This window comes from Streptomyces sp. NBC_01591 (genome assembly GCF_035918155.1).
Lineage (GTDB): Bacteria > Actinomycetota > Actinomycetes > Streptomycetales > Streptomycetaceae > Streptomyces.
This window is the reverse complement of the sequence record NZ_CP109328.1, coordinates 43314-63900: the sequence shown is the minus strand read 5'-3', so window position 1 is coordinate 63900 and position 20587 is coordinate 43314. Positions and strand designations below refer to the sequence as shown.

19 protein-coding genes and 4 pseudogenes are annotated in these 20587 nt (G+C 68.0%); 13 read left to right on the top strand and 10 right to left on the bottom strand.

Annotated features, from left to right (window positions below):
• Positions 1–71: 71 nt before the first annotated feature.
• Complete coding sequence (locus tag OG978_RS41115; protein ID WP_326763279.1) at positions 72–425, bottom strand: nuclear transport factor 2 family protein; 354 nt, start codon at positions 423–425, stop codon at positions 72–74.
• A gap of 153 nt (positions 426–578) precedes the next feature.
• Between OG978_RS41115 and OG978_RS41110 the strand changes: the two genes are divergently transcribed.
• Entirely contained in the window at positions 579–1199 is a 621-nt protein-coding gene (locus OG978_RS41110) for a TetR/AcrR family transcriptional regulator (protein ID WP_326763278.1), read from the top strand.
• A gap of 105 nt (positions 1200–1304) precedes the next feature.
• Here OG978_RS41110 and OG978_RS41105 read toward each other — a convergent pair whose 3' ends face one another.
• Both OG978_RS41105 and OG978_RS41100 read right to left on the bottom strand, forming a co-directional pair.
• The gene (locus OG978_RS41105) at positions 1305–2336 is read right to left on the bottom strand and encodes a nitronate monooxygenase (RefSeq protein WP_326763277.1); all 1032 of its coding nucleotides are present in this window, start codon (positions 2334–2336) and stop codon (positions 1305–1307) included.
• A gap of 217 nt (positions 2337–2553) precedes the next feature.
• Positions 2554–3267 (bottom strand): SDR family NAD(P)-dependent oxidoreductase, encoded by a 714-nt coding sequence (locus OG978_RS41100; protein ID WP_326763276.1) that lies wholly within the window; start codon positions 3265–3267, stop codon positions 2554–2556.
• Positions 3268–3469: 202 nt separating this feature from the next.
• Here OG978_RS41100 and OG978_RS41095 point away from each other — a divergent pair, with 202 nt between their 5' ends.
• From OG978_RS41095 to OG978_RS41070, 6 genes and pseudogenes are all read left to right on the top strand, one after another.
• Positions 3470–3772 carry a muconolactone Delta-isomerase family protein gene (locus tag OG978_RS41095; RefSeq protein WP_326763275.1) on the top strand — a complete coding sequence of 101 codons (303 nt, stop codon included), beginning with the start codon at positions 3470–3472 and terminating at the stop codon, positions 3770–3772.
• 149 nt (positions 3773–3921) lie between these two features.
• Complete coding sequence (gene wrbA, locus OG978_RS41090) at positions 3922–4530, top strand: NAD(P)H:quinone oxidoreductase (RefSeq protein ID WP_326763274.1); 609 nt, start codon at positions 3922–3924, stop codon at positions 4528–4530.
• 266 nt (positions 4531–4796) lie between these two features.
• Complete coding sequence (locus OG978_RS41085) at positions 4797–4985, top strand: hypothetical protein (protein WP_326763273.1); 189 nt, start codon at positions 4797–4799, stop codon at positions 4983–4985.
• Positions 4986–6017: 1032 nt separating this feature from the next.
• The gene (locus OG978_RS41080) at positions 6018–6245 is read left to right on the top strand and encodes a hypothetical protein (protein WP_326763272.1); all 228 of its coding nucleotides are present in this window, start codon (positions 6018–6020) and stop codon (positions 6243–6245) included.
• 111 nt (positions 6246–6356) lie between these two features.
• The gene (locus OG978_RS41075) at positions 6357–6986 is read left to right on the top strand and encodes a hypothetical protein (RefSeq protein ID WP_442817629.1); all 630 of its coding nucleotides are present in this window, start codon (positions 6357–6359) and stop codon (positions 6984–6986) included.
• Positions 6987–7421: 435 nt separating this feature from the next.
• Positions 7422–7619 (top strand): annotated as a pseudogene (locus OG978_RS41070) (ISL3 family transposase); the annotation flags it as partial.
• A gap of 33 nt (positions 7620–7652) precedes the next feature.
• Here OG978_RS41070 and OG978_RS41065 read toward each other — a convergent pair.
• Together OG978_RS41065 and OG978_RS41060 are read right to left on the bottom strand one after the other, a co-directional pair.
• Complete coding sequence (locus tag OG978_RS41065; protein WP_326763270.1) at positions 7653–8657, bottom strand: IS3 family transposase; 1005 nt, start codon at positions 8655–8657, stop codon at positions 7653–7655.
• Between the two features lie 20 nt (positions 8658–8677).
• Positions 8678–9061, bottom strand: a complete 384-nt coding sequence (locus tag OG978_RS41060) for a hypothetical protein (protein ID WP_266726502.1) — start codon at positions 9059–9061, stop codon at positions 8678–8680.
• A 71-nt stretch (positions 9062–9132) separates the two neighbouring features.
• Between OG978_RS41060 and OG978_RS41055 the strand changes: the two are divergent.
• Together OG978_RS41055 and OG978_RS41050 are read left to right on the top strand one after the other, a co-directional pair.
• Positions 9133–10551 (top strand): annotated as a pseudogene (locus OG978_RS41055) (ISL3 family transposase); the annotation flags it as partial.
• Positions 10552–10592: 41 nt separating this feature from the next.
• Positions 10593–10988, top strand: a complete 396-nt coding sequence (locus OG978_RS41050) for a GNAT family N-acetyltransferase (RefSeq protein WP_326763268.1) — start codon at positions 10593–10595, stop codon at positions 10986–10988.
• 189 nt (positions 10989–11177) lie between these two features.
• Here OG978_RS41050 and ltrA read toward each other — a convergent pair whose 3' ends face one another.
• Positions 11178–12632: a group II intron reverse transcriptase/maturase gene (ltrA, locus tag OG978_RS41045; RefSeq protein WP_326763267.1), complete on the bottom strand. Its 1455-nt coding sequence runs from the start codon at positions 12630–12632 to the stop codon at positions 11178–11180.
• A gap of 648 nt (positions 12633–13280) precedes the next feature.
• On the opposite strand from ltrA, the gene OG978_RS41040 reads away from it, so the two are divergent.
• On the top strand, positions 13281–13544 hold the full coding sequence (locus OG978_RS41040) for a hypothetical protein (RefSeq protein ID WP_326763266.1): 264 nt from the start codon (positions 13281–13283) through the stop codon (positions 13542–13544).
• Positions 13545–13590: 46 nt separating this feature from the next.
• The gene (locus OG978_RS41035) at positions 13591–13719 is read left to right on the top strand and encodes a hypothetical protein (RefSeq protein WP_326763265.1); all 129 of its coding nucleotides are present in this window, start codon (positions 13591–13593) and stop codon (positions 13717–13719) included.
• Between the two features lie 106 nt (positions 13720–13825).
• Here OG978_RS41035 and OG978_RS41030 read toward each other — a convergent pair.
• Positions 13826–15485 (bottom strand): annotated as a pseudogene (locus tag OG978_RS41030) (transposase domain-containing protein).
• A 186-nt stretch (positions 15486–15671) separates the two neighbouring features.
• Here OG978_RS41030 and OG978_RS41025 point away from each other — a divergent pair.
• A pseudogene (locus tag OG978_RS41025) lies at positions 15672–15887 on the top strand (IS6 family transposase); the annotation flags it as partial.
• Positions 15888–15954: 67 nt separating this feature from the next.
• On the opposite strand, the gene fxsT reads toward OG978_RS41025, so the two are convergent.
• Together fxsT and OG978_RS41015 are read right to left on the bottom strand one after the other, a co-directional pair.
• Positions 15955–18234, bottom strand: a complete 2280-nt coding sequence (fxsT, locus tag OG978_RS41020; protein WP_326763264.1) for an FxSxx-COOH system tetratricopeptide repeat protein — start codon at positions 18232–18234, stop codon at positions 15955–15957.
• Positions 18235–18311: 77 nt separating this feature from the next.
• Positions 18312–18740 carry a hypothetical protein gene (locus OG978_RS41015; protein WP_326763263.1) on the bottom strand — a complete coding sequence of 143 codons (429 nt, stop codon included), beginning with the start codon at positions 18738–18740 and terminating at the stop codon, positions 18312–18314.
• A gap of 364 nt (positions 18741–19104) precedes the next feature.
• Here OG978_RS41015 and OG978_RS41010 point away from each other — a divergent pair, with 364 nt between their 5' ends.
• Positions 19105–20127, top strand: a complete 1023-nt coding sequence (locus tag OG978_RS41010; protein ID WP_326763262.1) for a DNA-directed RNA polymerase subunit alpha — start codon at positions 19105–19107, stop codon at positions 20125–20127.
• 139 nt (positions 20128–20266) lie between these two features.
• Here OG978_RS41010 and OG978_RS41005 read toward each other — a convergent pair whose 3' ends face one another.
• On the bottom strand, positions 20267–20554 hold the full coding sequence (locus OG978_RS41005) for a hypothetical protein (RefSeq protein WP_326763261.1): 288 nt from the start codon (positions 20552–20554) through the stop codon (positions 20267–20269).
• Between the last annotated feature and the right edge of the window lie 33 nt (positions 20555–20587).

Here is a 20587-nt window from a genome sequence, read left to right as displayed (position 1 = left end):
AAAGCAGTCAAGCGTGATCGTTGAGTGGCCGCAGAATGTTCGATCCACGTCATCACGACTCCAGGCAGGCCCTAGTGCTCGGCGTCGACGCGGGAGACGTGGTACTGGCGGATCTGCCAGCCGGCGTTGTCGAGGCGGAGGACCAGCGACAGATGTACATGGGCCTCCCAGTCGTGCGCGTCGCCGAACGTGACGTCCGCGAAGCCTCCGGCGACCTGCTCGCCGATCGTGTATGTGTGCAGGATCGTTGCCTCGGCCCTTCGGTCGGCCGGTACGGCTGTGTAGTAGCCCCGCACCGCGTCCCGGCCGGTGAGGACGGCGGGTCCGAAGCCCTGGAAGAGGGTGTCCGGGGTGAACAGATCGGCCATGGTGTCGGGCTGGTGGCCGTCGAAAGCGGCCTTCCAGCGCCGAAGGACGTCATGCATCGGGTGGGTCATTGCTTTAGCTCTCATCTGCGCGTGGGTGTGCGGGCAGCGGCTCCAGCTGCGGACGGTCGCGGATTGCGACCGAGTGGTCCCGCGGAGTTGCTAGCCGACCGGTCCAGTACAAAATAGTCGAGCGGTCGTATACTTGCAACCATGGGACGGACCAGTGACGCCAGGGAAAAGATCATCAGCACCGCGCAGTCGCTCATCGAGCTGCGTGGCTACTCGGCGCTGGGCGTGGCCGAGATCTGCAAGACGGCCGGGGTGCCCAAGGGGAGCTTCTACTACTTCTTCGAGTCCAAGGAGGCTCTGGCGCTGACTGTGCTCGACGAGCACTGGGCCGACCAGCGTCGCGAGTGGGCCCGTGTTCTGCGCGGCGACGCCGACCCTCTGCAGCGGCTGCGGCAGCTCTTCGAGGAGACCGAGGCGATCCAGCGCGCGGGGCAGAAGAGCTGTGGCACCGTCTCCGGCTGCTTGTTCGGGAACCTCACGTTGGAGCTGAGCAATCAGACCGAAGCGATCCGCCGACGCCTGCAGGAGATCTTCGACGCCCAGGTCGACATGGTGGAGTCGGTCGTCGCCGAGGCGCGTGAGCGTGGCGAGGTCACTGTCGCCGACACCCGTGAGGCGGCGCGATCGGTCGTCGCGCAGCTCGAAGGACAGGTGCTGTTCGCCAAGCTCTACAACAGCACGTCCCAGCTGAGCGTTCTCTGGGCGAACTGCCTGGCTCTGCTGGGCGCCCGGGCGCCGCAGGAGGCAGCGGCCGAGGCATGAGCCCCGGTCCGCTGCCGGCGGGTCGGAGTGTCGGGCGCCAGAGTCCCGTTGGCCCGGAGGTCCCGGACTGCCGGTGCCTTGGTGTGCGTCGGGCGCCGAGGGCGTTCAGACGTGGGAGGCCAGTCTCCGCAGGATCTGGGCGGCGGGCTCGGCGGTGGCCTGGCGGTACCCGGTCCCGGCCCACAGATTGATCCGCTCGGGGTCGCCGGCCGCGGCGGCGGCCTGGCGCATCGGCCTGGTCAGATGGTGCAGGGCGGGGTAGCCAGAGGGGGCGAGGCCGCTGTAGTGGTCGGTGAACCGGTTGGCCAGAGCCCGTGCGGGCCGGCCTGTGAACGCCCTGGTCACCACGGTCCGGCGGCGCTTCGGGTCGGCCAGGGCCGCCTTGTGGGGGAGCGACGTACCGGCTTCGTCCGCCCGCAGCAGGACCGTACCGACCATTACCGCCTCGGCCCCGGCGCGTAGTGCCTCGGCCACGCCGGCCGGGGTGGCCAGCCCGCCCGCGGCGACGAGCGGCAGCGACACCGCCTCCCGTATCTGCCCCAGCAGATCGGTCAGTGGGACGGAGGCCGGAACACGTTCTGGGGTGAGTGTGCCTGAGTGCCCTCCGGCGGCCGACGCCTGTACGGCCAGTACGTCGGCGCCCGCGTCCGCGGCCAGGCGGGCCTCCGCCGGTGACGTGACCGTCTGGACGACCAGGGTTCCGGCGGCGCGCAGTGAGGCGATGACGGCTGTGTCCGGGATGGCGAAGGTGAAGCTGACGACCGGTACCGGTGCGGACAGCAACAAGTCGATCTTGTCCGACCAGTGGTCGTTGTCCTCGACGATTTCCGCTGCCTGGATGTCGAGTTCGTAGACCCGGGCTTCGGGGGCGATCGCGGCGGCATAGCGTCGGAAGGCCTCCGGATCGACCGGCAGGGGGTTGGGAGCGAAGAGGTTGACCCCGAAGGCGATGTCGTGGCGTCGGACCTCGGCGATCTGCTCGGCCAGTGCGTCGGCGGTCTTGTATCCGCCGGCGAGGAACCCTAGTCCGTTCGCACGGGCCGCCGCCACGACCAGTGCGGGGGTGCTGGGACCGCCGGCCATCGGCGCGGCCAGAACCGGGTTGTCCACGGCGAGGCCGTCGAGTGGCGAGGTCATGGAGTGTCTTCTCTCCTCGTGAGATGGGGACGGACTTGGTCCGGCAGGAGGCAGTGGCCCGCCCCGGGCCGGTCCCCGAGGGGGCCGGTGCCGGCCGGTTCGTCGTCGGCGCCGGGCCGTCGGCAGCCGGTTCCGGGGCGGCTGGCAAGGGCACGGGCACGGTGGCGCGCCCCGCCTCGGGCCCGCGCGGGCGAAGCCAGGCGTTGAGTGCCCGCGCTCAGTACCCGGCGCTCTGGCCGCCGTCGACGTGGAGGATCTCGCCTGTGACGAACGGGGCGTTCTCGAGGTAGACGACCGCGTCGACGATGTCGCTCACCTCGCCCATACGGCCGACCGGATGCAGTGCCGCGAGTGCCGCGTGATGCTCCTCGGGGTGCATGGGTGTCTTGATGGTGCCCAGCGCCACGGCGTTGCTGCGGATGCCGCGGCCGGCGTACTCGATGGCCAGCGCCTTGGTGGCGGACTGCAGTCCGCCCTTGGTCAGAGAGGCGAGTACGGAGGTCACACTGGAGCTGGCCTGGTCGGCGAGCGTGCTCGTGATCTGCACGACGTGACCGCCGCCCTGCTCGAGCATGCGCTCCACCGCGAGCTGGGTGATGCGGAAGAAACCGTCCAGGTTCACGCCGAGCACCGCGTCGTAGTCGTCCTCGGTGTAGTCGGTGAAGGGCTTCGCGACGAAGATCCCCGCGTTGTTGACCAGCGTGTCGATACGGCCGAACTGCTCGACGCCGGCGGCGATGACGCGCTCTGCGGTCGCGCGGTCGGCGATGTCGCCCTGGACGGTGACGACGTCGGGGTCGTCCGACGCGGGGATGCGGCGCGAGGTGGCGACGACGCCATAGCCCAGCTTGCGGTAGGCGGTGACAATCCCGGCTCCGATGCCCTGCGACGCACCCGTGACGACCGCGACCTTCTGAACCTGCGTGCTCATGATGACCTTCTTCCAGGGAGATGAGGATGAGATGACTAGCCGACCGGTCACTTATGTCAAAGTAGACGACCGGTCGAAATATTTCAAAAGGCGTGCGTACCGTCGTGGCGGCAGGGTGTGCGCCCGCGGAAGGGCGGCTGCGCCGCCTCGTGTGCGTCGTCACGAGGGGCCGGTAGGCCCCGCAGAGAGAAGGAGAAGTGCCATGAAGGAGTTCCTGGTCGAGCTCACCACCACCGTTCCCGAGGGCACCGACCCGGCGGAGGTCGACCGCCGTCGCGCCGAGGAATCCGTAAGGGCTGGGGAGCTGGCCGCGGCCGGTCACCTCGTCAGGCTGTGGCGCCCGGTGGGCGAACTGCGCAGCATCGGTCTGTGGCGGGCCGCCGACGAGGGTGAGCTGTACGAGAAGGTGCTCGGCGCACTGCCGCTCTGGCCGTGGATGACCTCGGTGGTGACGGTCCTGCAGTCCCACCCCAACGACCCGGGCAGGACTGCCGTCACCGCCTGATCGCACGGGCCTCGTCGCTCCCGCCGTAACCGCGGCACCCGGCCTTGAATCATCTGGACCGGTCGTCTACCTTGAATTAGTGGACCGGTCGTCTAGTTCGGTCTCGCGACAACCCCACCAGAATCCCCACAAGGAACGGAGCCGCTGCCGTGGCTACTCCCGTCAAGCTTTCGATCGTCTACTACTCCTCCACCGGCACCATCGCCGAGATAGCCGAGGAGCTCCGCGATGCCGGTGTGAAGGCCGGTGCCGAGGTCCGCCTGGTGAAGGCCGCCGAGCTGGCCCCGCGGGCGGCCATCGAGGCCAATCCGGCGTGGGCAGCCAACCACGCCGCCACCGCGGGCATCCCCGAGGCGACACCCGAGGACATCGAGTGGGCCGACGCCGTACTGTTCGGATCCGCCACCCGGTTCGGCAACCTCTCCTCGCAGCTCAAGCAGTTCATCGACACCCTCGGCGGGCTGTGGGCACAGGGGAAGCTGGCCGACAAGGTCTACAGCGGCTTCACCTCGTCCGCGACCCTCCACGCCGGACAGGAGACGACGCTCCAGGCGCTCTACACCAGCGTCCACCACTTCGGCGGCATCGTGGTCGCCCCCGGCTTCACGGACCCGGTCAAGTTCGCCGACGGCAACCCTTACGGCACCTCGCACGTGGACGGGCAGGGCACGAACCCGGTGGACGACACCACCCGCGCCGCCGCCCGCCACCAGGCCGAACGCGTCGTGAGGATAGCGGCCCAGCTCAAGGCAGCCTGACCCGTCCACCAGCCGCGTCAGGCAGGCCGGCGCCGCCACACCGGCGGCGCCGGCCGACGCGTCACCGCGCCGGCGCAGGGCGCGGACCCGGCCGGGCCTACAGCGACTCCGGTCGCTCGCCGCCCGACGGCGGCAAAGCGGTGCTGTGGCCCCATCGCCGTGCGCGAGCCCGAGAATCTGCCCGCAGCAGGTGACCCGACGCCCACCCGTGGGCGACGGCCGGTGCACCAGGATCGGCGCGCTGCTCATGGCCCAGGGTGCGATGGGTGGCCGGTCACATCGTGCTCTACCGCAAGGAAGCCGGTATCGACCACAGCGAGCTGCGCGTGCTGACCAAGGGCAGGCACGCGATGACGTACTCCAATGACGCCGGCTCCACTTGGACGGACACTGGCGCGGGAGCCGCCCCGCTGCGCGCCGCCTTCCACGCCCTGTACTTCCACTCCCGCTGGTGACCCCCATTCAGACCGAATGGTAGAGGGCCGCGGCTCAGGGTCTCGCACCTGGATGCGTGCGAGGCCCTGAGCCATAAGATCGCCTCTCCTTCGAACGCCGCAGTTCGCGAGGCCTGGTGTGGTGGCACTACCACGTCCAGCGGAACCTCACATGAGGTCAGGCATCCGGTGCGCCTTGCGCCCGGCCGGGGGTAGAACCGTCACCGGCGAGGTCGGTGCACTGCGCCAGCACGGCCCGGTGGACCGTGAGCGGGGCCGTCACCCGCGCCGAGCAGCCCTGTCGATCGTTCGGCTGGAGCCCCATGGAGCCCTCCGCCGAGAGGTGACCACCCTCCGCACCCACACACCTCACGGTCCCGGCCGGTCTTCCCCGGCCAGCCGGGGCTTTCCCGCGCTCAGGCACCGCTGCCGCTCGGACGGGGACTTCCTGGCCCGGTTGGTGGATCGGCTGCGGAAAGGGGGTGCTGCCCGTCGGGGGAGGGGGAGTTCGTTATGCCGTGGGTGAAGCCGTATGTGTGCAGGGACAGATTCCATGAACCGGTTGACTGCTTTGGCTTATGAGGGTGCGGAGGGTGGCCGCATCCGGTGAGGATGCGCCACCCTCTGGGGCGCCGCGCTGGAACGCGGTGATGCCCGGTCCCTGTTCCATGGTGCAGCCACGACGCCAGGGAGACCTCGGGTACGAGTACCCGAGACAGCGTTGCTAGGAGGGTGTCATCGCGTGCGTGCCTTCGGCAACGCCGGATGGACGGAAACGAATGAAAAAATTGGTTTCATTCTCCTGACCTGCAGCCTCCTGGTAGCCGGCTGCCGGCTCGTCCACCCGTTCGCCCGCATCGCGGACCCGGGCTCTGGACGTTCATGAATCAACGCCCTTGCCCGAAGGGCCACGCATTGTGATGGTCGGGTTACTGGTGAGAGGATCGCCGAACGTTGACGGACCGGACCTGGAAGTCCCCGTCAGCTGTTCACGGTGCAGCCCAAGTCCGCGCCCTATTCAGGGTTCTGACGCGACGCCAGTTGGAGACACGCATGCGTTCATCACTCTTCCCGCCGTCCTCGCCCAGCGCCTACCCGGGCGCGCTGACGCCCGGCGAGGTGGTCATCATCCTCGTCGTCATCCTCGTGGCAGGAGCCCTCGCCCTGGCCGGCCTGCCGATGTTCGGCGCTCTTGAGTTCATCGCAGGCGCCCTCTACGTCGCCGTCAGCTCGCTGAGGGCGATGCGCACGACGACAGCGCCCTCGCCCGAGGCAGTCTGACCCACCTATGGGACGGCGTGAGAACGCCGTCGCCGCAGAACCCGGCAGTCCGAAGCGCTCGCGCTGTGGCTACGTGCCCAGCGCGAGCGCCGAGGCGTCACCTACGCGGCGATGGCCAAACTGATCGGATACCGGTTCACCGCGACCATGCTCTCGCGCGGCGCCAGCGGGAAAGTCCCCTCCCGTAAACTCGTCGAAGCCTACGCACAAGCCTGCGACGCCGATCCCGCAGACGCGATCCGCCTGTGGAAAGCCGCCCGCCGCTCCGAGGAAGAACTCCGGCGTCGAGAGGAGACCACCACAGAGTTCCAGGACCTGGCCACCTCGGTGCGCTCCGCACTCACTCACCCGGAACTGATCGAGACCTTCGGTCAGTTACGCCGGGCGATGATCCAGGTCCGTGCCAGGGAGGGCCAGCCGTCTCTGGGCTACTTGCAATCCGAGGCCGGGCGGACCGCTGATGGCCGGCACTTCCGGCTCCCGAAGAGCAGTCTGAGCGCCGTTCTGCGGGGGGAAGCGGTCCCCTCCCGCGAGCACGTCACCGCGTTCATGGAAGCCCTCGGCGCTTCCCCCCGCAAAGTCAGACCGTGGGAACGAGCGTGGGACCGGATCGCGCAAACCCACGCCCGCCAGCCTCCGGCTGTCGTCGAGATCCGCGTCGCGGACGGCCGTGCCACCCCAACCCCCCGTCCTACTGATGACCGCAGCCGCGAACGGCCCCGACTACGACTACCTCCGTGACCAAGTGGTGAGCGACTACATGAACACCGACATGCCCCGCATCTGGAAGGGCCCGCAGCGCCCCTACCCGCCAGCAGGCCAGACTCGCTCCGGCCTGCCCATCCGGATCCCGCGACGCTACGAACGCCCAGCCCACCGCCTTCAGCCTCACAAAAAACCCAGCCCAACCAGCGCCACACCCGTCCTTGCCGCATTTGGCCGCCCACGCCCGGCCGCTTCCCAAGCCCTGGAGAAGACCCTTCAACTACGCCTGCTCCGTGACGCGTAGCCCGGGCGGTGCAGCCGTAAGCCCGGTGGCTTTATTCACCAGTAGTGGTTCTGGCTCAGGTTGTGTGGTCCGTGCACTGTGAGTAACGACTGAACTCCCTGGGGCGGCCAGGTAAGTTGCCTCAAAACGAGCAGTGGCATGCGTGGCTGGGCCGATAGTTCGTGGCTGTGAATGAGATCTTGTTCCGGCTGGAGGAGCTGTTGTTCCCGTCGATCGCGGATGTCGCGGTGCTGTCGGTAGACGTGAACATCGCGATAGTGCGTGTTGATGTGCGGTGCACCGCAGCTGGTGCCTCGTGTCCGGGTTGTGGGGCATGGTCAGCCAAGGTGCACGGCTCCTACCTGCGATTTCCCGATGATGTTCCGGAAGATTTCAAGTCCAGTGAGACGGTCGTGACGCTATGAGGTTTGTGGTGCGGGTTCCCTGCGTTTGGCCGGGTCGTTGATCCAGGCCGTCTGGGGTATCTCGGGTGGTCTGGGGCGGCGGCCGAAGCGTTCGGGGTGGCGGGCGTATGCCTCGGCGAGGGTGACCGCGCGCTGGTCGCGGACTTCCTCGGCGGTCCCGAAGTGGACGGAGGCTGGTGTGTGCCAGCCGATACCCGAGTGCCGGTGCTCATGGTTGTAATACGCGATGAACGCGTCGAACCACTCGCGGGCGTGGGCCAGCGAATCGAACCGTTCAGGATAATCCGACATGTACTTCGTGGTCTTGAACTGGGCCTCGCTGTAAGGGTTGTCGTTGGAGACCTTCGGCCTCGAGTGCGACCGCGTCACGCCCAGATCGATCAGTAGTTGGGAGACCTTCTTCGACGTCATCGAGGTGCCGCGGTCCGCGTGCACGGTCTGGGGCACGATGCCGTTGCGGGCGATGGTCTCGCGGATCAGCTCCTCGGCCCGCACAGCTGATTCGGCTCGCTCGACGGTGTGGCCGACGATATACCGGCTGAAGATGTCGATGATCACGTAGGCGTGATACCAGACGCCCTTGGCCGGCCCGGCCGCCTTGGTGATGTCCCAGGTGAACACCTGCGAGGGCCCGGTGGCGACCAGCTCGGGCACCGCCTTGGCGGGATGGGTGGCCTGCCGTCGGCGCTCACCGGACTGATCCTGCTCGCGCAGGATCCGGTACATCGTCGAGACGGAGCAGTGATAGCGCCCGGCATCCAGCTCGCGGGCCCAGATCTGCGCGGGCGCCAGCTCGGCGTACTCGTCGCCGTTCATCAACTCGAGTACCGCAGAACGCTCTTCGGCCGTCAGGGCCGACGGCTGCATCTGTGGGGCACGTGTTCTGCGTGGTGGTGGGGGCCGGAGCCGACGGTAATGCGTGGCGCGGGAGCGGCCGGTCAGCCGACAGGCGGCCGTGATGCCCAGCTGAACCTCGACGCTGGTGAACGCCTCGTCCACGACAGGGTCGGCGGCAGGCTTCAGTCCGCGCTCTCGGAGATCATTTCCAAGAGCGCGGAAGCTTTTCCCATCACCTCGAGTGCGGCCTTGTTCCGTGCCAGGTCCCTCTGCAACCGCTCCACCTGCTGCCGCAGCTTTTCGTTCTCCACCTCCGCGGCGGACTTCTTCGCACGGGCCGGGCTGGTCCGGCGGTCGACCAGGTTTTCCAGGGCCCCGGCATCCCGGGCGGCCCGCCACTCCTTGACATGCGAGTGGTAGAGCCGTTCCCTGCGCAGGACCGCACCCTTCTCGTTCCTGGGCGCGGCGTCGTACTCGGCGACGATTCGCAGCTTGTACTCCGAGGTGAAAGTGCGGCGCTTCGGCCTCGGCGCCGGCTCGGACCCGACGGGCTCTGTACTGGGCATAAGGGACGGTTCTCCTGTCGTGCCCTCTCAGGCTAACCCCGCAGAACGGGATGTCTCACCCAAGGCTGACAGAGAGGGTTCCGAGCGCGGGACGAAGCGTGGTTCTCCAGTTGCGGGTCCGCCGGTTCACCTGCGGGAACGTTGAGTGCGGACGTCGCACGTTCGTCGAGCAGATACCCGGCCTGACCCGGAGAAACGGTCAGCGGACCGAGCGGCTCCGCTCGACCCTGGCCTCGATCGGTCTTGCCCTGGCCGGCCGGGCCGGTGCCCGGCTGGCTGCCATCGTGGGCGGGGCGGTCAGCCGCAGCACGGTCCTGCGGTTGGTCGACGCGCTTCCCGAGCCGGAGGTGCCCGCTCCGCGGGTGGTCGGCGTCGACGAGTACGCCACCCGCAAGGGCCGCCACTACGGGACCGTTCTTGTGGACGTCGAGACCCGCCGGCCCATCGACCTGTTGCCTGACCGGGAGTCGTCGACCCTGGCTGCGTGGCTGGCCCAGCGGCCCGGAATCGAGGTGGTCTGCCGGGACCGCGCGCCGTTCTTCGCCGAAGGCGCCGCCGTCGGCGCCCCGCAGGCCGTGCAGGTCGCAGACCGGTGGCACCTCTGGCACAACCTCAGTGAGGCAGCCGAGCGGAGCATCGCCCAGCACCGGCGATGCCTGCGTGTCCTGGTGCCCGAGACACCTGAAACGCCCGAGGCGGAGCCAGGACCTGTGCAGGAGTCCTCCGACTCGCCTTGGCCGACCGGCCACCGGTTCGCCGACCGAACCCGGACCGTTCACGCCACGGTCCACGCCCTGGTGGAGGCGGGGCACAGCCGCCGCGCGATCCAGCGGCAGCTCGGCATGACCAGCCGAACCGTCAAACGGTACGCGGACGCTGCCAGGCCAGAAGATCTTTTCACCGGTCAGTGGCAAGCACGGCGCTCGGTTCTCGACGAGTACAAGCCCTATCTCGACGACCGCTGGAACGAGGGCGGAACGAACGCCTGGAAGCTGTGGGAGGAGATCGTTCCGCTCGGCTACACGGGCAGCTACCAGCGGGTTCGCGCCTACCTCCGCCAGAAACGCACTTCACCAGGGCCGGTGACGGCCCGTGCGCCTTCGCCCCGGATCGTCGCCGGGTGGGTCCTCCGCCGACCGGAAAGCCTCTCCGAGACTGAACAACTCCGCTTGAAGCACGTCCGGGCCAACTGTCCCGAAATCGATGCACTCACCAGGCACGTCCGGTCCTTCGCGACCATGCTCACCGAGCGCCAGGGCGAGCTCCTGCCGGACTGGCTCACCGCCGTGAGACAAGACGATCTCCCCAGCCTCCACACCCTCGCCGCGGGCATCGGCCGCGACCGTGACGCCGTCATCGCCGGCCTGACCCTCCCCTGGAGCTCTGGTGTCGTCGAAGGCCATGTCAACCGGATCAAGATGCTCAAGCGCCAGATGTTCGGCCGTGCCGGCTTCCGTCTCCTCCGGAAGCGGGTTCTCCTCGCCCAGTAGTCGATGCGGACCAAGTACCTTCTCGGCACTAGGATCTGGACGTGGCGATCAAGTATGAGTGGCAAGGCGACTTCGACAACGCATCCCTCAACAGATTGCACGCCGACGGTTTCGGATCCCCGGTCGCTCAGACCGACTGGCAAGCACGGCTTGAGCGCCACAGCCTTGGCTGGGTCTGCGCGAGGGAAAATGGCGATCTGATCGGATTCGTCAACGTTGTCTGGGACGGCGGAGCACACGCCTTCATTCTGGACACGGTGGTCGCCCAGCATCTTCGGTCGATAGGGGTTGGCGCCGCGCTTGTCGCAGTCGCAGCCAAAGAAGCCCGTGCCGCGAAGTGCGAGTGGCTCCACGTCGACTTCGAGGAACATCTGCGCTCGTTCTATTTCGACGCCTGTGGCTTCCGGGAGACAGCAGCAGGGCTGATCGCCCTGTAACACCACGGCCCGACCCCCTCAGCCCCGGTGCACACCGCCCCACTCATTCCCAGCTGTCACTCACCGTGTCGGCACCGCTGAGTAGGCCCGGAGCGCGGTGCCGGGATTGCTCCCGGTCCGTTTCTCCGGACCTCTCGCCGAACCCGCCGTGCGCCTCTCAGCGCAACGGGCTCTCCACGGTCTCTGCCGTCAGACGGGGTTCGCAGGGTGCCATGGGTTGGGGATCCTGCTGGCCCGGTATCGGTAACGGCTGACCGTGACCGATGCGATCTGGAACAGTTCGGCCCCGTCCGCCGCGATCGGTAGCCACCGCCCGGTGGGGGTGGTGAACCGGCGGCGGACTTCGCCCCAACTCCAGTGGTGACGTTCCCGCAGCATGCGGATCAGACGCCACCACACGAAGGCGTCAAGCTTCGTGAAGACATGCTTGGCGACAGCGTGCTTGAAGTAGTTGGCCCAACCGCGCATGATCTGAGTGAGTCTGATCAGCACGGTGGCGAGATCCTGCTGCGATGTCCTGCCTGTCACAGCACGGACCTTCGCCTTCAAGGACCGGATGGGCCGGTCCGCGATGAAGGTGTAGACGTGCCATCTGTCCGTGCCTCCTTTGCGTTTCCACTGGATGCGGAAGCCCAGGAAGTCGAACCCATCACTCATGTGCGCGATCCGGGTCTTCGCCTGCGACAGGCGCAATCCCAGAGGTTCGAGCACGTCAGCGACTTCTTCGCGCAGTGCCGCAGTGTCGGCCTCGGTGCCGTGCACCAGGACGACGAAGTCGTCCGCGTAGCGGACGACCCGCCACGTCGGCCGACCCTTGCGGCGCCGGTGGGCGCGTTTACCTTCGGTGGCCATCGTCCCGCCCGGCTCCCACGTCTCGTGCAGGTGCTCATCGAGCGCCGACAGAGCAATGTTCGCCAGCAGCGGGGAGAGGATGCCGCCTTGCGGGGTGCCGGTCAACGTCTCCTTGTTCTCACCGAGTTCAGTAAGAATCCCGGCCTTGAGGAAGGCTTTGACCAGCGACAGGACACGCTTGTCCTTCACCCGATGACGCACTCGGTCCATCAGGGCCGTGTGGTTGATCGAGTCGAAGCACGCCTCGATGTCCGCATCCAGCACCCAGCGATATCCCCGGGTGCCGAAATAGTGGATCTCGGCGATGGCGTCCTGGGCCCGCCGTCGGGGCCGGAACCCGTAGGAGACCGGCTTGAAGTCGGCCTCGAAGATCGGTTCCAGCACCAGTTTCAGCGCTGCCTGAGCGACCCGGTCCGCGATCGTCGGAATCCCGAGTTTACGGACCTTTCCCGAGCCTCCCGGCTTGGGAATGCTGCGTTCCCGCACCGGCAGAGGACAGAACGCACCGCCCTTGACGGCGACCCGCAGGTCGTTCAGGAATCCGGGGACACCGATGGATTCCTCGACGTCGGTGGCGGTCAGGCCGTCGACGCCGGGAGTCCGGGCTCCCCGGTTGCCCGCGACCCGGTCGAACGCCACCAACAGCGTCGCCGGATCGTGCACGAAGTTGAACAGGTCATCGAACCGGCGGCCGGGATCGGCCACCGCCCAACGGTGAAGCTTGGCCTGCATCTCCAGTACCCGGGCCCGAGGGCCCGGGGCTCCGCCATTCGGCGGGGCATCTTCCGGCATTGCAGCGTCCTTCCCTTCTCGATACCGCTGCCGCCCTTCCCCATGCGGCCGGCTTTCCCGGCCTCGGAGTACTACGGCGGCTCCGCCCCGTCCCGGACCGATCGGCGGTCGATGCGCCCAGCCCCGGCAGCCTGCTGGAGACAGGTAGCGGGGCGAGGTTCGGGACGGTTCCCGTGTTCACTGTGGTTCGCTCGACGGAGTAGGAGCCCGACTGTGTCCCTGCGGCATCGCCACGAGTACGCCGCAGGCTTTCCTCGTGGCCTCCCGGCCAGCTTTCGTAAACCGACCCAGGAGTTGTCAGACCACCCGAAAGGATGACCCGAGTACGCACCGCTTCCGGCCCAGATCCACCAGGTTGGAGCCGGAGGCTCGTTAAGAGACGTAAAACGCCGGTTCCTCGCGTACTCCTCTCCATCACACTTGCCGGACCCGCCCCATCTGGCAGTACTGGTCACGTCCCGGCTTCGTCAGGGCCGCTCTCACCCTCCCCGGCATCACCCGGATCAGGCTGCCCTCAGCTTCAACCCAGCTGCTGCGACAGCGGGTTGGTGCAGGCCTTCCACCTCCACTCGAACCAACAGCGCCTCACGGCGCAAACAGAAGTTGAGCCAGAACCCGTTTTCATGAACAAAGCCAGCTGGCCGCGCGGTGGCGGACCGGTCCGCAGAGGCAGCCGCCTGGCTGCGCGAGCTGGTGGCCGGCGGCGAACTCGCCGCGGACGAGGTTCTCGACGAGGCGGTCGACTCCGCGGTGCTGACCGGTCTGCTGGCGCTGCAGGAGGCGCGCACCGCGACCGATCCGAGCACGGCGGCGGAACTCTGCCTGAACGCCGTCCCTCACATCGCGCTCGTCACCCTGGCCAGCACCCATGGCCGAGGCCAAGGCGACCAGGGCGGTGCCACGTCCGGGTGACAGCGCCCGCTGGTGGGGCGGTACAACCTGGCGAGCCACGGTTCACGTGAACGAGGAGAACGCCAAGGTCGACACCGACACCCGCAACAACATGATCAAGCATTATGACGACGGCCAGAGACAGATGTACGCCATGTTGCGCGGGATGGCGACGAAACGCGGGCTCACGGACTAGGAGCTGGACGCGAGCCCCGGCGAGTACGAGGACCAACTCCAGACGCTCGCTGAACTTCTGAGTCGGCACTGTCAAGTTGAGTGAGTGGTCTCCCAAGGCCACGAAGTTAAGGACGCAGGGGAAACTGCAACTCGCCTGACAGCTGGGGACCTTGGGACGAGGTGGGAGCGATCAACTCCGCAGCGAGTGTGTAGCGCCCGCGTCCGAGGCGTTGCAGTATCCCTTCTTTGGTCCATTGTCCCAACTGGGCACAGAAGCTGCGGTAGTGGCTGATTTCTAGAGCGGCGGCGAGTTCGATGGTCCGCCAGGACCGGTCTGGCTCGGTGCGCAGGAGCTGGAGGGCCCGGTCCCAGCGGCTCGTCCCGGAGCGGGCGTTCATGGTCTCTGGCAGCCGCGGGGAGGGTCGTGAGGCGGCACGGGCAAGGACGTCGACGGCGATGGACACGATGTTCTGGCTGCGTGCGGGGCGCTTTTCGTTCTGTTCGACGGGGTAGCGCGAGACAGGGCACTTCACTTTCCGGGCGCTGAGGCGGGCGCGGCGAGGCGGCAGGAGGTTGTTCAGGATGGCTTTACCGATGGCTTCGGCCCGAGGGGTGGCGGTGGCCGGGATGATGCCGCTCGCGGTGATGACCTGGTCGCGGGTGGCCTGGAGGGCCACGGTGAAGCCAGCGCGGTCGGGGTCGGTCCCCGGTGCGGACTCCACGGCATCGACCATGGCGCGGCGCAACGTCTGGTAGAGGGCGAGCTGGGCCCAGAGTTCTTGCTCCAGGCCGAAGGGGTCGGCCGATCGCAGGACTCGGCCGGCGAACAGTGTGTGGCGCAGGGCCAGGAAGGATGACTCGACCTCCCAGCGTTCGTGGTACAGGTGCACGAGGCGCGCGGCCGGGTCGGCCCGGTGGTCCAGCAAGGTGGTGGCGAGCCGGTAACGGTCGCGGATGCGGTGCCCGTCGCCGCACATGACGGTCACGTCTGCGTCGATGATGCGGAAGGTCCGGCCGTCGATGCGAGTGAGGAAAGAGCCGTCGGGCAGCGCGGCCCAGATGGCGGATCAGCATCTGGGCTCCGGTGTCGCCCACCGCGGTGAGGAAGCCGCTGCCGTCGAAGGCCCGGTCGGCGAGCAGTAGCATGCTCGGGTTCAACAGCGGCAGCAACCGACGGGCGTAGATCGTCTCTCCGGTGTTGGTCGGGCCGAACACCGCACCGAGCAGTCCGCGGGTGCCCGTCTCGCACAGGGCCATCAGCCGCAGGTGTGGATAGCCCTCCAGGCCGCCACGGGTACGCCGGATCTTGCCCAGAAGAGCGCGGATACGGGGCTGGTCAGGGGCTTCAATGGAGCTGCAGCCGTCGAAAGCGACCGTCCGCCATCGCCGATAGCACACCCCCGGCGTCGCGGGCTGAGCCAGGGGCCCGGCCATGACCTCGAACAGTGCCTTCAACGGAGCGGGCCCCAGCCGTCGGCGTAGATCGCGCAGGGCCTTCTCCGACGGGGCCGGTAGTGGTAGTCCGTGCAGGCCAGCGACCAGCTTGTCCCACACCCGCGCGTACCCGAGACCGGGAAACAGCCCCAAGGCCAGCACGAAGTACACACCCACCCGGGACGGCAGCTGTCGCAGCCGGTGCTGCACGGCTCGCGTCTGTTCCAGCACGTCATCGACGAGCTCGAAGGGTAGGTACTGGGTCAGCTCGCCCAGGTGGCCAGGAGCGAAGACACCATCCGCAACCGTGATGGTACGGGTGAGCGTCGTGGTGGCAGACTGGTCGGACAACGGGACCTCTCGCGGCAGGAAGACTTTGGTCGGTCTCCCGCTTCTACCAGAGGTCCCGTTCTCGCATCCCCAAGGTCCCCAACCGTCAGGCGAGTTGCAGTTTCCCCCACGCCCTTAACTTCGTGGCCTTGAGTGGTCTCCGGGCCGGAATGGTAGCCGGGTTTGTTGATCGTTCGGGAGTAGCTGGTGGCGGAGGGCGCCGGGGAAGGGCCGTCGTACAAGGGGTTCCGGTTTCCGGCGGAGGTCATCTCCCACGCAGTATGGCTGTACCACCGCTTCCCGCTCTCCTTCCGCGAAGTCGAGGAGCTGCTCCTGGCACGCGCGATCACCGTCTCCCATGAGGCGATCCGCCGGTGGTGCGACCGGTTCGGCCCCCGCTACGCGGCCGCCCTGCGCCGCCGCACCCGCACGACCGCCTCATGCACGACCAGAAAGACGCCCCGCCCACCAGGATCTTCGCGGTCCCTCTTTACAACGGAGGCTCCCCAAGACCATCCCCCGCCGACCGCCACCGGGACAGAGCATCACGAGCAGAACAAGTGTCGGGGTGTTCGTTGCCAAGCAACCGCTCGCGATCGGCGAGCACGCGCTCTTCGATTTCGATGGCGTCGTTGGTGCGCCCGGCCTGCCGGTAGGAGGCGGCGAGGTTGGCGCGGGCGCTCAGGGTGTCGGGGTGTTCGTTGCCGAGGAGTCGCTCGCATTGGGCGAGGACGGGCTCTTCGATTTCGATGGCGTCGTTGGTGCGCCCGGCCTGCCGGTAGGAGGCGGCGAGGTTGGCGCGGGCGCTCAGGGTGTGGGGGTGTTCGTTGCCGAGGAGTCGCTCGCATTGGGCGAGGACGGGCTCTTCGATTTCGATGGCGTCGTTGGTGCGCCCGGCCTGCCGGTAGGAGGCGGCGAGGCTGGCGCGGGCGGCCAGGGTGTCGAGGTGTTCGTTGCCGAGGAGTCGCTCGTACTCGGCGAGGACGTGTTCGAGCAGGTTGATGGCGTCGTTGGTGCGCCCGGCCTGCCGGTAGGAGGCGGCGAGGCTGGCGCGGGCGGCCAGGGTGTGGGGGTGTTCGTTGCCGAGGAGTCGCTCGTACTCGGCGAGGACGTGCTCTTCGATTTCGATGGCGTCGTTGGTGCGCCCGGCCTGCCAGTAGGAGGCGGCGAGGCTGGCGCGGGCGGCCAGGGTGTCGGGGTGTTCGTCGCCCAGCAGCCGCTCGCAGTCGGCGACCATGTGTTCCCAGTACGTCGAGGAGGCGCTGTGCAGGTGAGCATTGAGGAGGCTTGCTCCCGTGCGGTAGAGCACGGGGTGGGCGTCGGGCGTCCATAAGGACTCTCCGGCATGGGTGGTGAGGGAATCCGTGTTGGCGCGTAGCGTGCTGGCCAGTTCGCGCTGGGTGTGGTCGGGGTCTGGCCATATTTCGACGAGGGTGTCGGCGGCGGTGACGGCGGTCGTCGGCTGCTGGTCCTGAGGAGTGGTCTCGCGCACGGCGCGTGCGGTGAGCGCGTGGATACGCACCGCTCGGGGGTTGTCGGCGGAGTCGTACGTGATCAGTCCGTACCGGTCGAGGAGCCGCAGCGCTGCGGCTGCCTCGTCACCCGTGACGGTCCGCACCGCGCTCCTGCGCCGTCGGCGCAGGCCGAGGTTCCGCCGAGCCGGGACGGCGGCGCGCTGTTGCTGGATGAGGTAGGTGAGGAAGGCGTTGGTGGTCCATAGGGCGGCGGGTTGTCCGGCGGGGTCGAGGTAGGCGGTGATGCGGAGGGCGGTGCGGGCCAGGGGTCCGTGGGGGTCCTGGTCGGTGGCGTCGAGGGCGAGGAGCAGGGTGGTGGTGACCTGCCGGCCGTAGCGTTCGGCGTCGGCCCAGTGGGGCAGGAGTTTGTCCAGGTGCGTGGCGCGGTCGGTGAACTGTTCCAGGTAGGTGCTGCAGGAGGTGTTCTCGCGAAGCATGTAGGCGGCGGCGTGTCCCAGTGCCAGCGGCAGGTGTCCGAGTGCCTCGGCGAGGGCCGGGGCTCGGTGGTCGGCCAGGTGGGCTTTGTGGTCGTGGGTGAGGCGGGTGGTGAGGTAGTCGGTTGCTTCGGTTGGGGTGTAGACGTCGACGTCGATGCGGGTCCGGCCGCCGCCGGTCAGGCGCGGGTCTTTGAGGCGGGTGGTGGCAAGGGTCCAGCCGGTGCCGCGCTGGCTGTCTGGCCACCAGGGCTCGATCGCATCCGGGTTGGTGATGTCGTCCAGGATGACCAGCCATCGTCGGTCGGTGGCCGCCAGCCAGCTGAGGAAGGCTCGTGCGTCCGTTTCCAGGTCCGTGCCGGTATGGCCGGGCGCCTGCACGAGCGCAGCGGCCTGCGCATAGACGGTCAGAACCTGTTGGATATCGGTTGCCGGCGTCCACACCACCAGATCGGCGCCGTCCGTGACCGCTTCACGGGCGTAGGCGGCGGCCAGCTGCGACTTGCCCACCCCGCCGCCGCCCGACATCACCTGCACAGACGCACGCGTACCGGACCGCGACCGCTCACCGTGCGGGGTGTCACTCGCCAGCACGACGCTCCGGCCGTGCCCGCGGGCCTCGTCGACCGCCTGACGCAGTACCTCGCGCGGCTGGAACGCGGACGCCAGCACCGGCACCGTCCCCACCACCACCGGCCACCCCACCGGCACGCCGGCCTCTGCCACGTACTGCTTGTCCACATACGTGACCCGGCTGTTGTCACCCAGCGCGGAACCGGTGATCCCCCCGCCCGCCGCGACCCCACCTGCCCCAGCGGACACTCTGCGCGCCGCCCCCGCCCCTGGGGGAGTCGCACCGTCTCCAGACTTACGCCCGCGACGGGCCCGAGGGAAAAGGCTCACCGCTCGCTTCCCTCACCCAGGGCACTGTCGGTGATGTCGCCACCAGCCGCGACCCCGTCCCGCCCGGCACGCACATCATCCCCATCCCGCCGCGAGGAGCCCATCCTCGGCGGGGTGCGGGGACCGGTCACCTTCGAGTCCTTTCCGAGAGCGGAGCCCGTGATGTCACCACCGGCCACGACCGCACCACGACCACCACGCACACGGCGCCCGCTCGCGGATCCACCGCCGCGGAACAGCGCGACCACCGACACCAGCAACGCCACCAGCGCCACCATCGAACCCACCACGCTCGCAGCCTGACCAGCCGTGTCCAGATCAGCCAGAACCGCCACCAAAACCAGCCCCACCGTTCCCAGGAACGCCACCACCGCCGTCACCCACACCCACACCCGCGCCACCCCCGCCGAAGCCACAAAGCTCACCGACCTTCCCGCAACAGACCACATGAACAAAGCAGTTCAAATCTCAAGAGCCGAGAATCCAATGTGCCGTCAGCTCTACTGAGACCGTAGCGGCCCAGCGCTCCCTCGCCCCAGCCAAACAGGAAAGCCCACCCCCGCCGACGCATCCGTGCCAGCTGCCGTCCTCCCGCCGATGGCGCTGCGGCTACCAGCTCATCCCGAGGGCATCCAGGTCCGCACTCACTCCTGTGCGCCGTTCCATCCTGCGGAAATCTGTGCTTTGCCCCGAGCCGGGCGGTGCGGCCTCTTGTGAGGTCGTATTGCCGATACCGTGCGGTGTCTACGGCGTCAAATAGCGGGCGCCGAAAAATGGAGGCAGCACCCTATGCTGATTGCTCAGCGTCCCGCGTTGACCGAAGAGGTTGTCGATGCGTTCCGCTCCCGGTTCGTGATCGAGCCGCTGGAGCCGGGCTTCGGCTACACCCTCGGCAACTCTCTCCGCCGTACGCTCCTCTCCTCGATCCCCGGCGCTGCTGTCACCAGCATCCGGATCGACGGTGTCCTGCACGAGTTCACCACCGTGCCGGGCGTCAAGGAGGACGTCACCGACCTCATCCTCAACATCAAGCAGCTGGTCGTCTCCTCGGAGCACGACGAGCCGGTCGTGATGTACCTGCGCAAGCAGGGCCCCGGCCTGGTCACCGCTGCTGACATCGCCCCGCCGGCCGGTGTCGAGGTCCACAACCCGGACCTGGTCCTGGCCACGCTGAACGGCAAGGGCCAGCTGGAGATGGAGCTGACCGTCGAGCGCGGTCGCGGCTACGTCTCCGCCGTCCAGAACAAGCAGGCGGGCCAGGAGATCGGCCGTATCCCGGTCGACTCCATCTACTCGCCGGTGCTCAAGGTCACGTACAAGGTCGAGGCGACCCGCGTCGAGCAGCGCACCGACTTCGACAAGCTGATCGTCGACGTCGAGACCAAGCAGGCCATGCGTCCCCGTGACGCCATGGCTTCGGCCGGTAAGACCCTGGTCGAGCTGTTCGGTCTTGCCCGCGAACTCAACATCGACGCCGAAGGCATCGACATGGGCCCGTCCCCGACGGACGCCGCCCTCGCCTCTGACCTCGCGCTGCCGATCGAGGAGCTGGAGCTCACGGTCCGTTCGTACAACTGCCTCAAGCGCGAGGGCATCCACTCCGTGGGTGAGCTCGTGGGCCGCTCGGAGGCCGACCTGCTCGACATCCGTAACTTCGGTGCGAAGTCGATCGACGAGGTCAAGGCGAAGCTGGCCGGCATGGGCCTGACTTTCAAGGACAGCCCGCCCGGATTCGACCCGACGGCCGCGGCGGACGCGTTCGGCGCTGGCGACGACGCCGACGCCGGGTTCGTCGAGACCGAACAGTATTGACAGGGCGATTCACGAGGTTCGGCGCTGGCGCCCGTCCGCGCCGGATGCGCGCCACCGCTTGGGCGTCCGCCCCTTCCCCGCTGGGGCCTTCACGGCCAGGCAACCAACGACCCCGGTCCGTGCAACGCCGCTCCGCTCCTCAGTACCGGAGTGCCTGGTTGAGTTCGTCGATGGTGGTGGCCCGCAGTTCTGGCGTGTACGCGTTGGTCACCTCGTCCGGGGTGACGCCGAGACCGCGGGCGAGCTGCCCGGTCTGCGCGGGAGTGAGCCCGTTGGTTAGTGCGATCGACGCCCACACGAGGAAGAAGCGGCGCCGCGGGACGGTGACACCGTCCAGCTCGTCGACCGCGTCGAGGTCCCAGTTCATCAGCCGGGCGTGGTGAAGCAGCCACCGGTAGAACTCACTGTCTCCCGCACTGATCCGCATGAATTTCTCCCTGGTCGCCGTGGTGCCCTCAGG

Coding starts and splice junctions, on each gene's coding strand:
- OG978_RS41010 (WP_326763262.1), top strand. CDS start 19,105: ATGCTGATTGCTCAGCGTCCCGCGTTGACCGAAGAGGTTGTCGATGCG.
- OG978_RS41005 (WP_326763261.1), bottom strand. CDS start 20,554: ATGCGGATCAGTGCGGGAGACAGTGAGTTCTACCGGTGGCTGCTTCAC.
- OG978_RS41060 (WP_266726502.1), bottom strand. CDS start 9,061: ATGCCCAGTACAGAGCCCGTCGGGTCCGAGCCGGCGCCGAGGCCGAAG.
- ltrA (WP_326763267.1), bottom strand. CDS start 12,632: ATGCCGGAAGATGCCCCGCCGAATGGCGGAGCCCCGGGCCCTCGGGCC.
- OG978_RS41105 (WP_326763277.1), bottom strand. CDS start 2,336: ATGACCTCGCCACTCGACGGCCTCGCCGTGGACAACCCGGTTCTGGCC.
- OG978_RS41110 (WP_326763278.1), top strand. CDS start 579: ATGGGACGGACCAGTGACGCCAGGGAAAAGATCATCAGCACCGCGCAG.
- OG978_RS41115 (WP_326763279.1), bottom strand. CDS start 425: ATGCATGACGTCCTTCGGCGCTGGAAGGCCGCTTTCGACGGCCACCAG.
- OG978_RS41100 (WP_326763276.1), bottom strand. CDS start 3,267: ATGAGCACGCAGGTTCAGAAGGTCGCGGTCGTCACGGGTGCGTCGCAG.
- OG978_RS41095 (WP_326763275.1), top strand. CDS start 3,470: ATGAAGGAGTTCCTGGTCGAGCTCACCACCACCGTTCCCGAGGGCACC.
- OG978_RS41080 (WP_326763272.1), top strand. CDS start 6,018: ATGCGTTCATCACTCTTCCCGCCGTCCTCGCCCAGCGCCTACCCGGGC.
- OG978_RS41075 (WP_442817629.1), top strand. CDS start 6,357: ATGGCCAAACTGATCGGATACCGGTTCACCGCGACCATGCTCTCGCGC.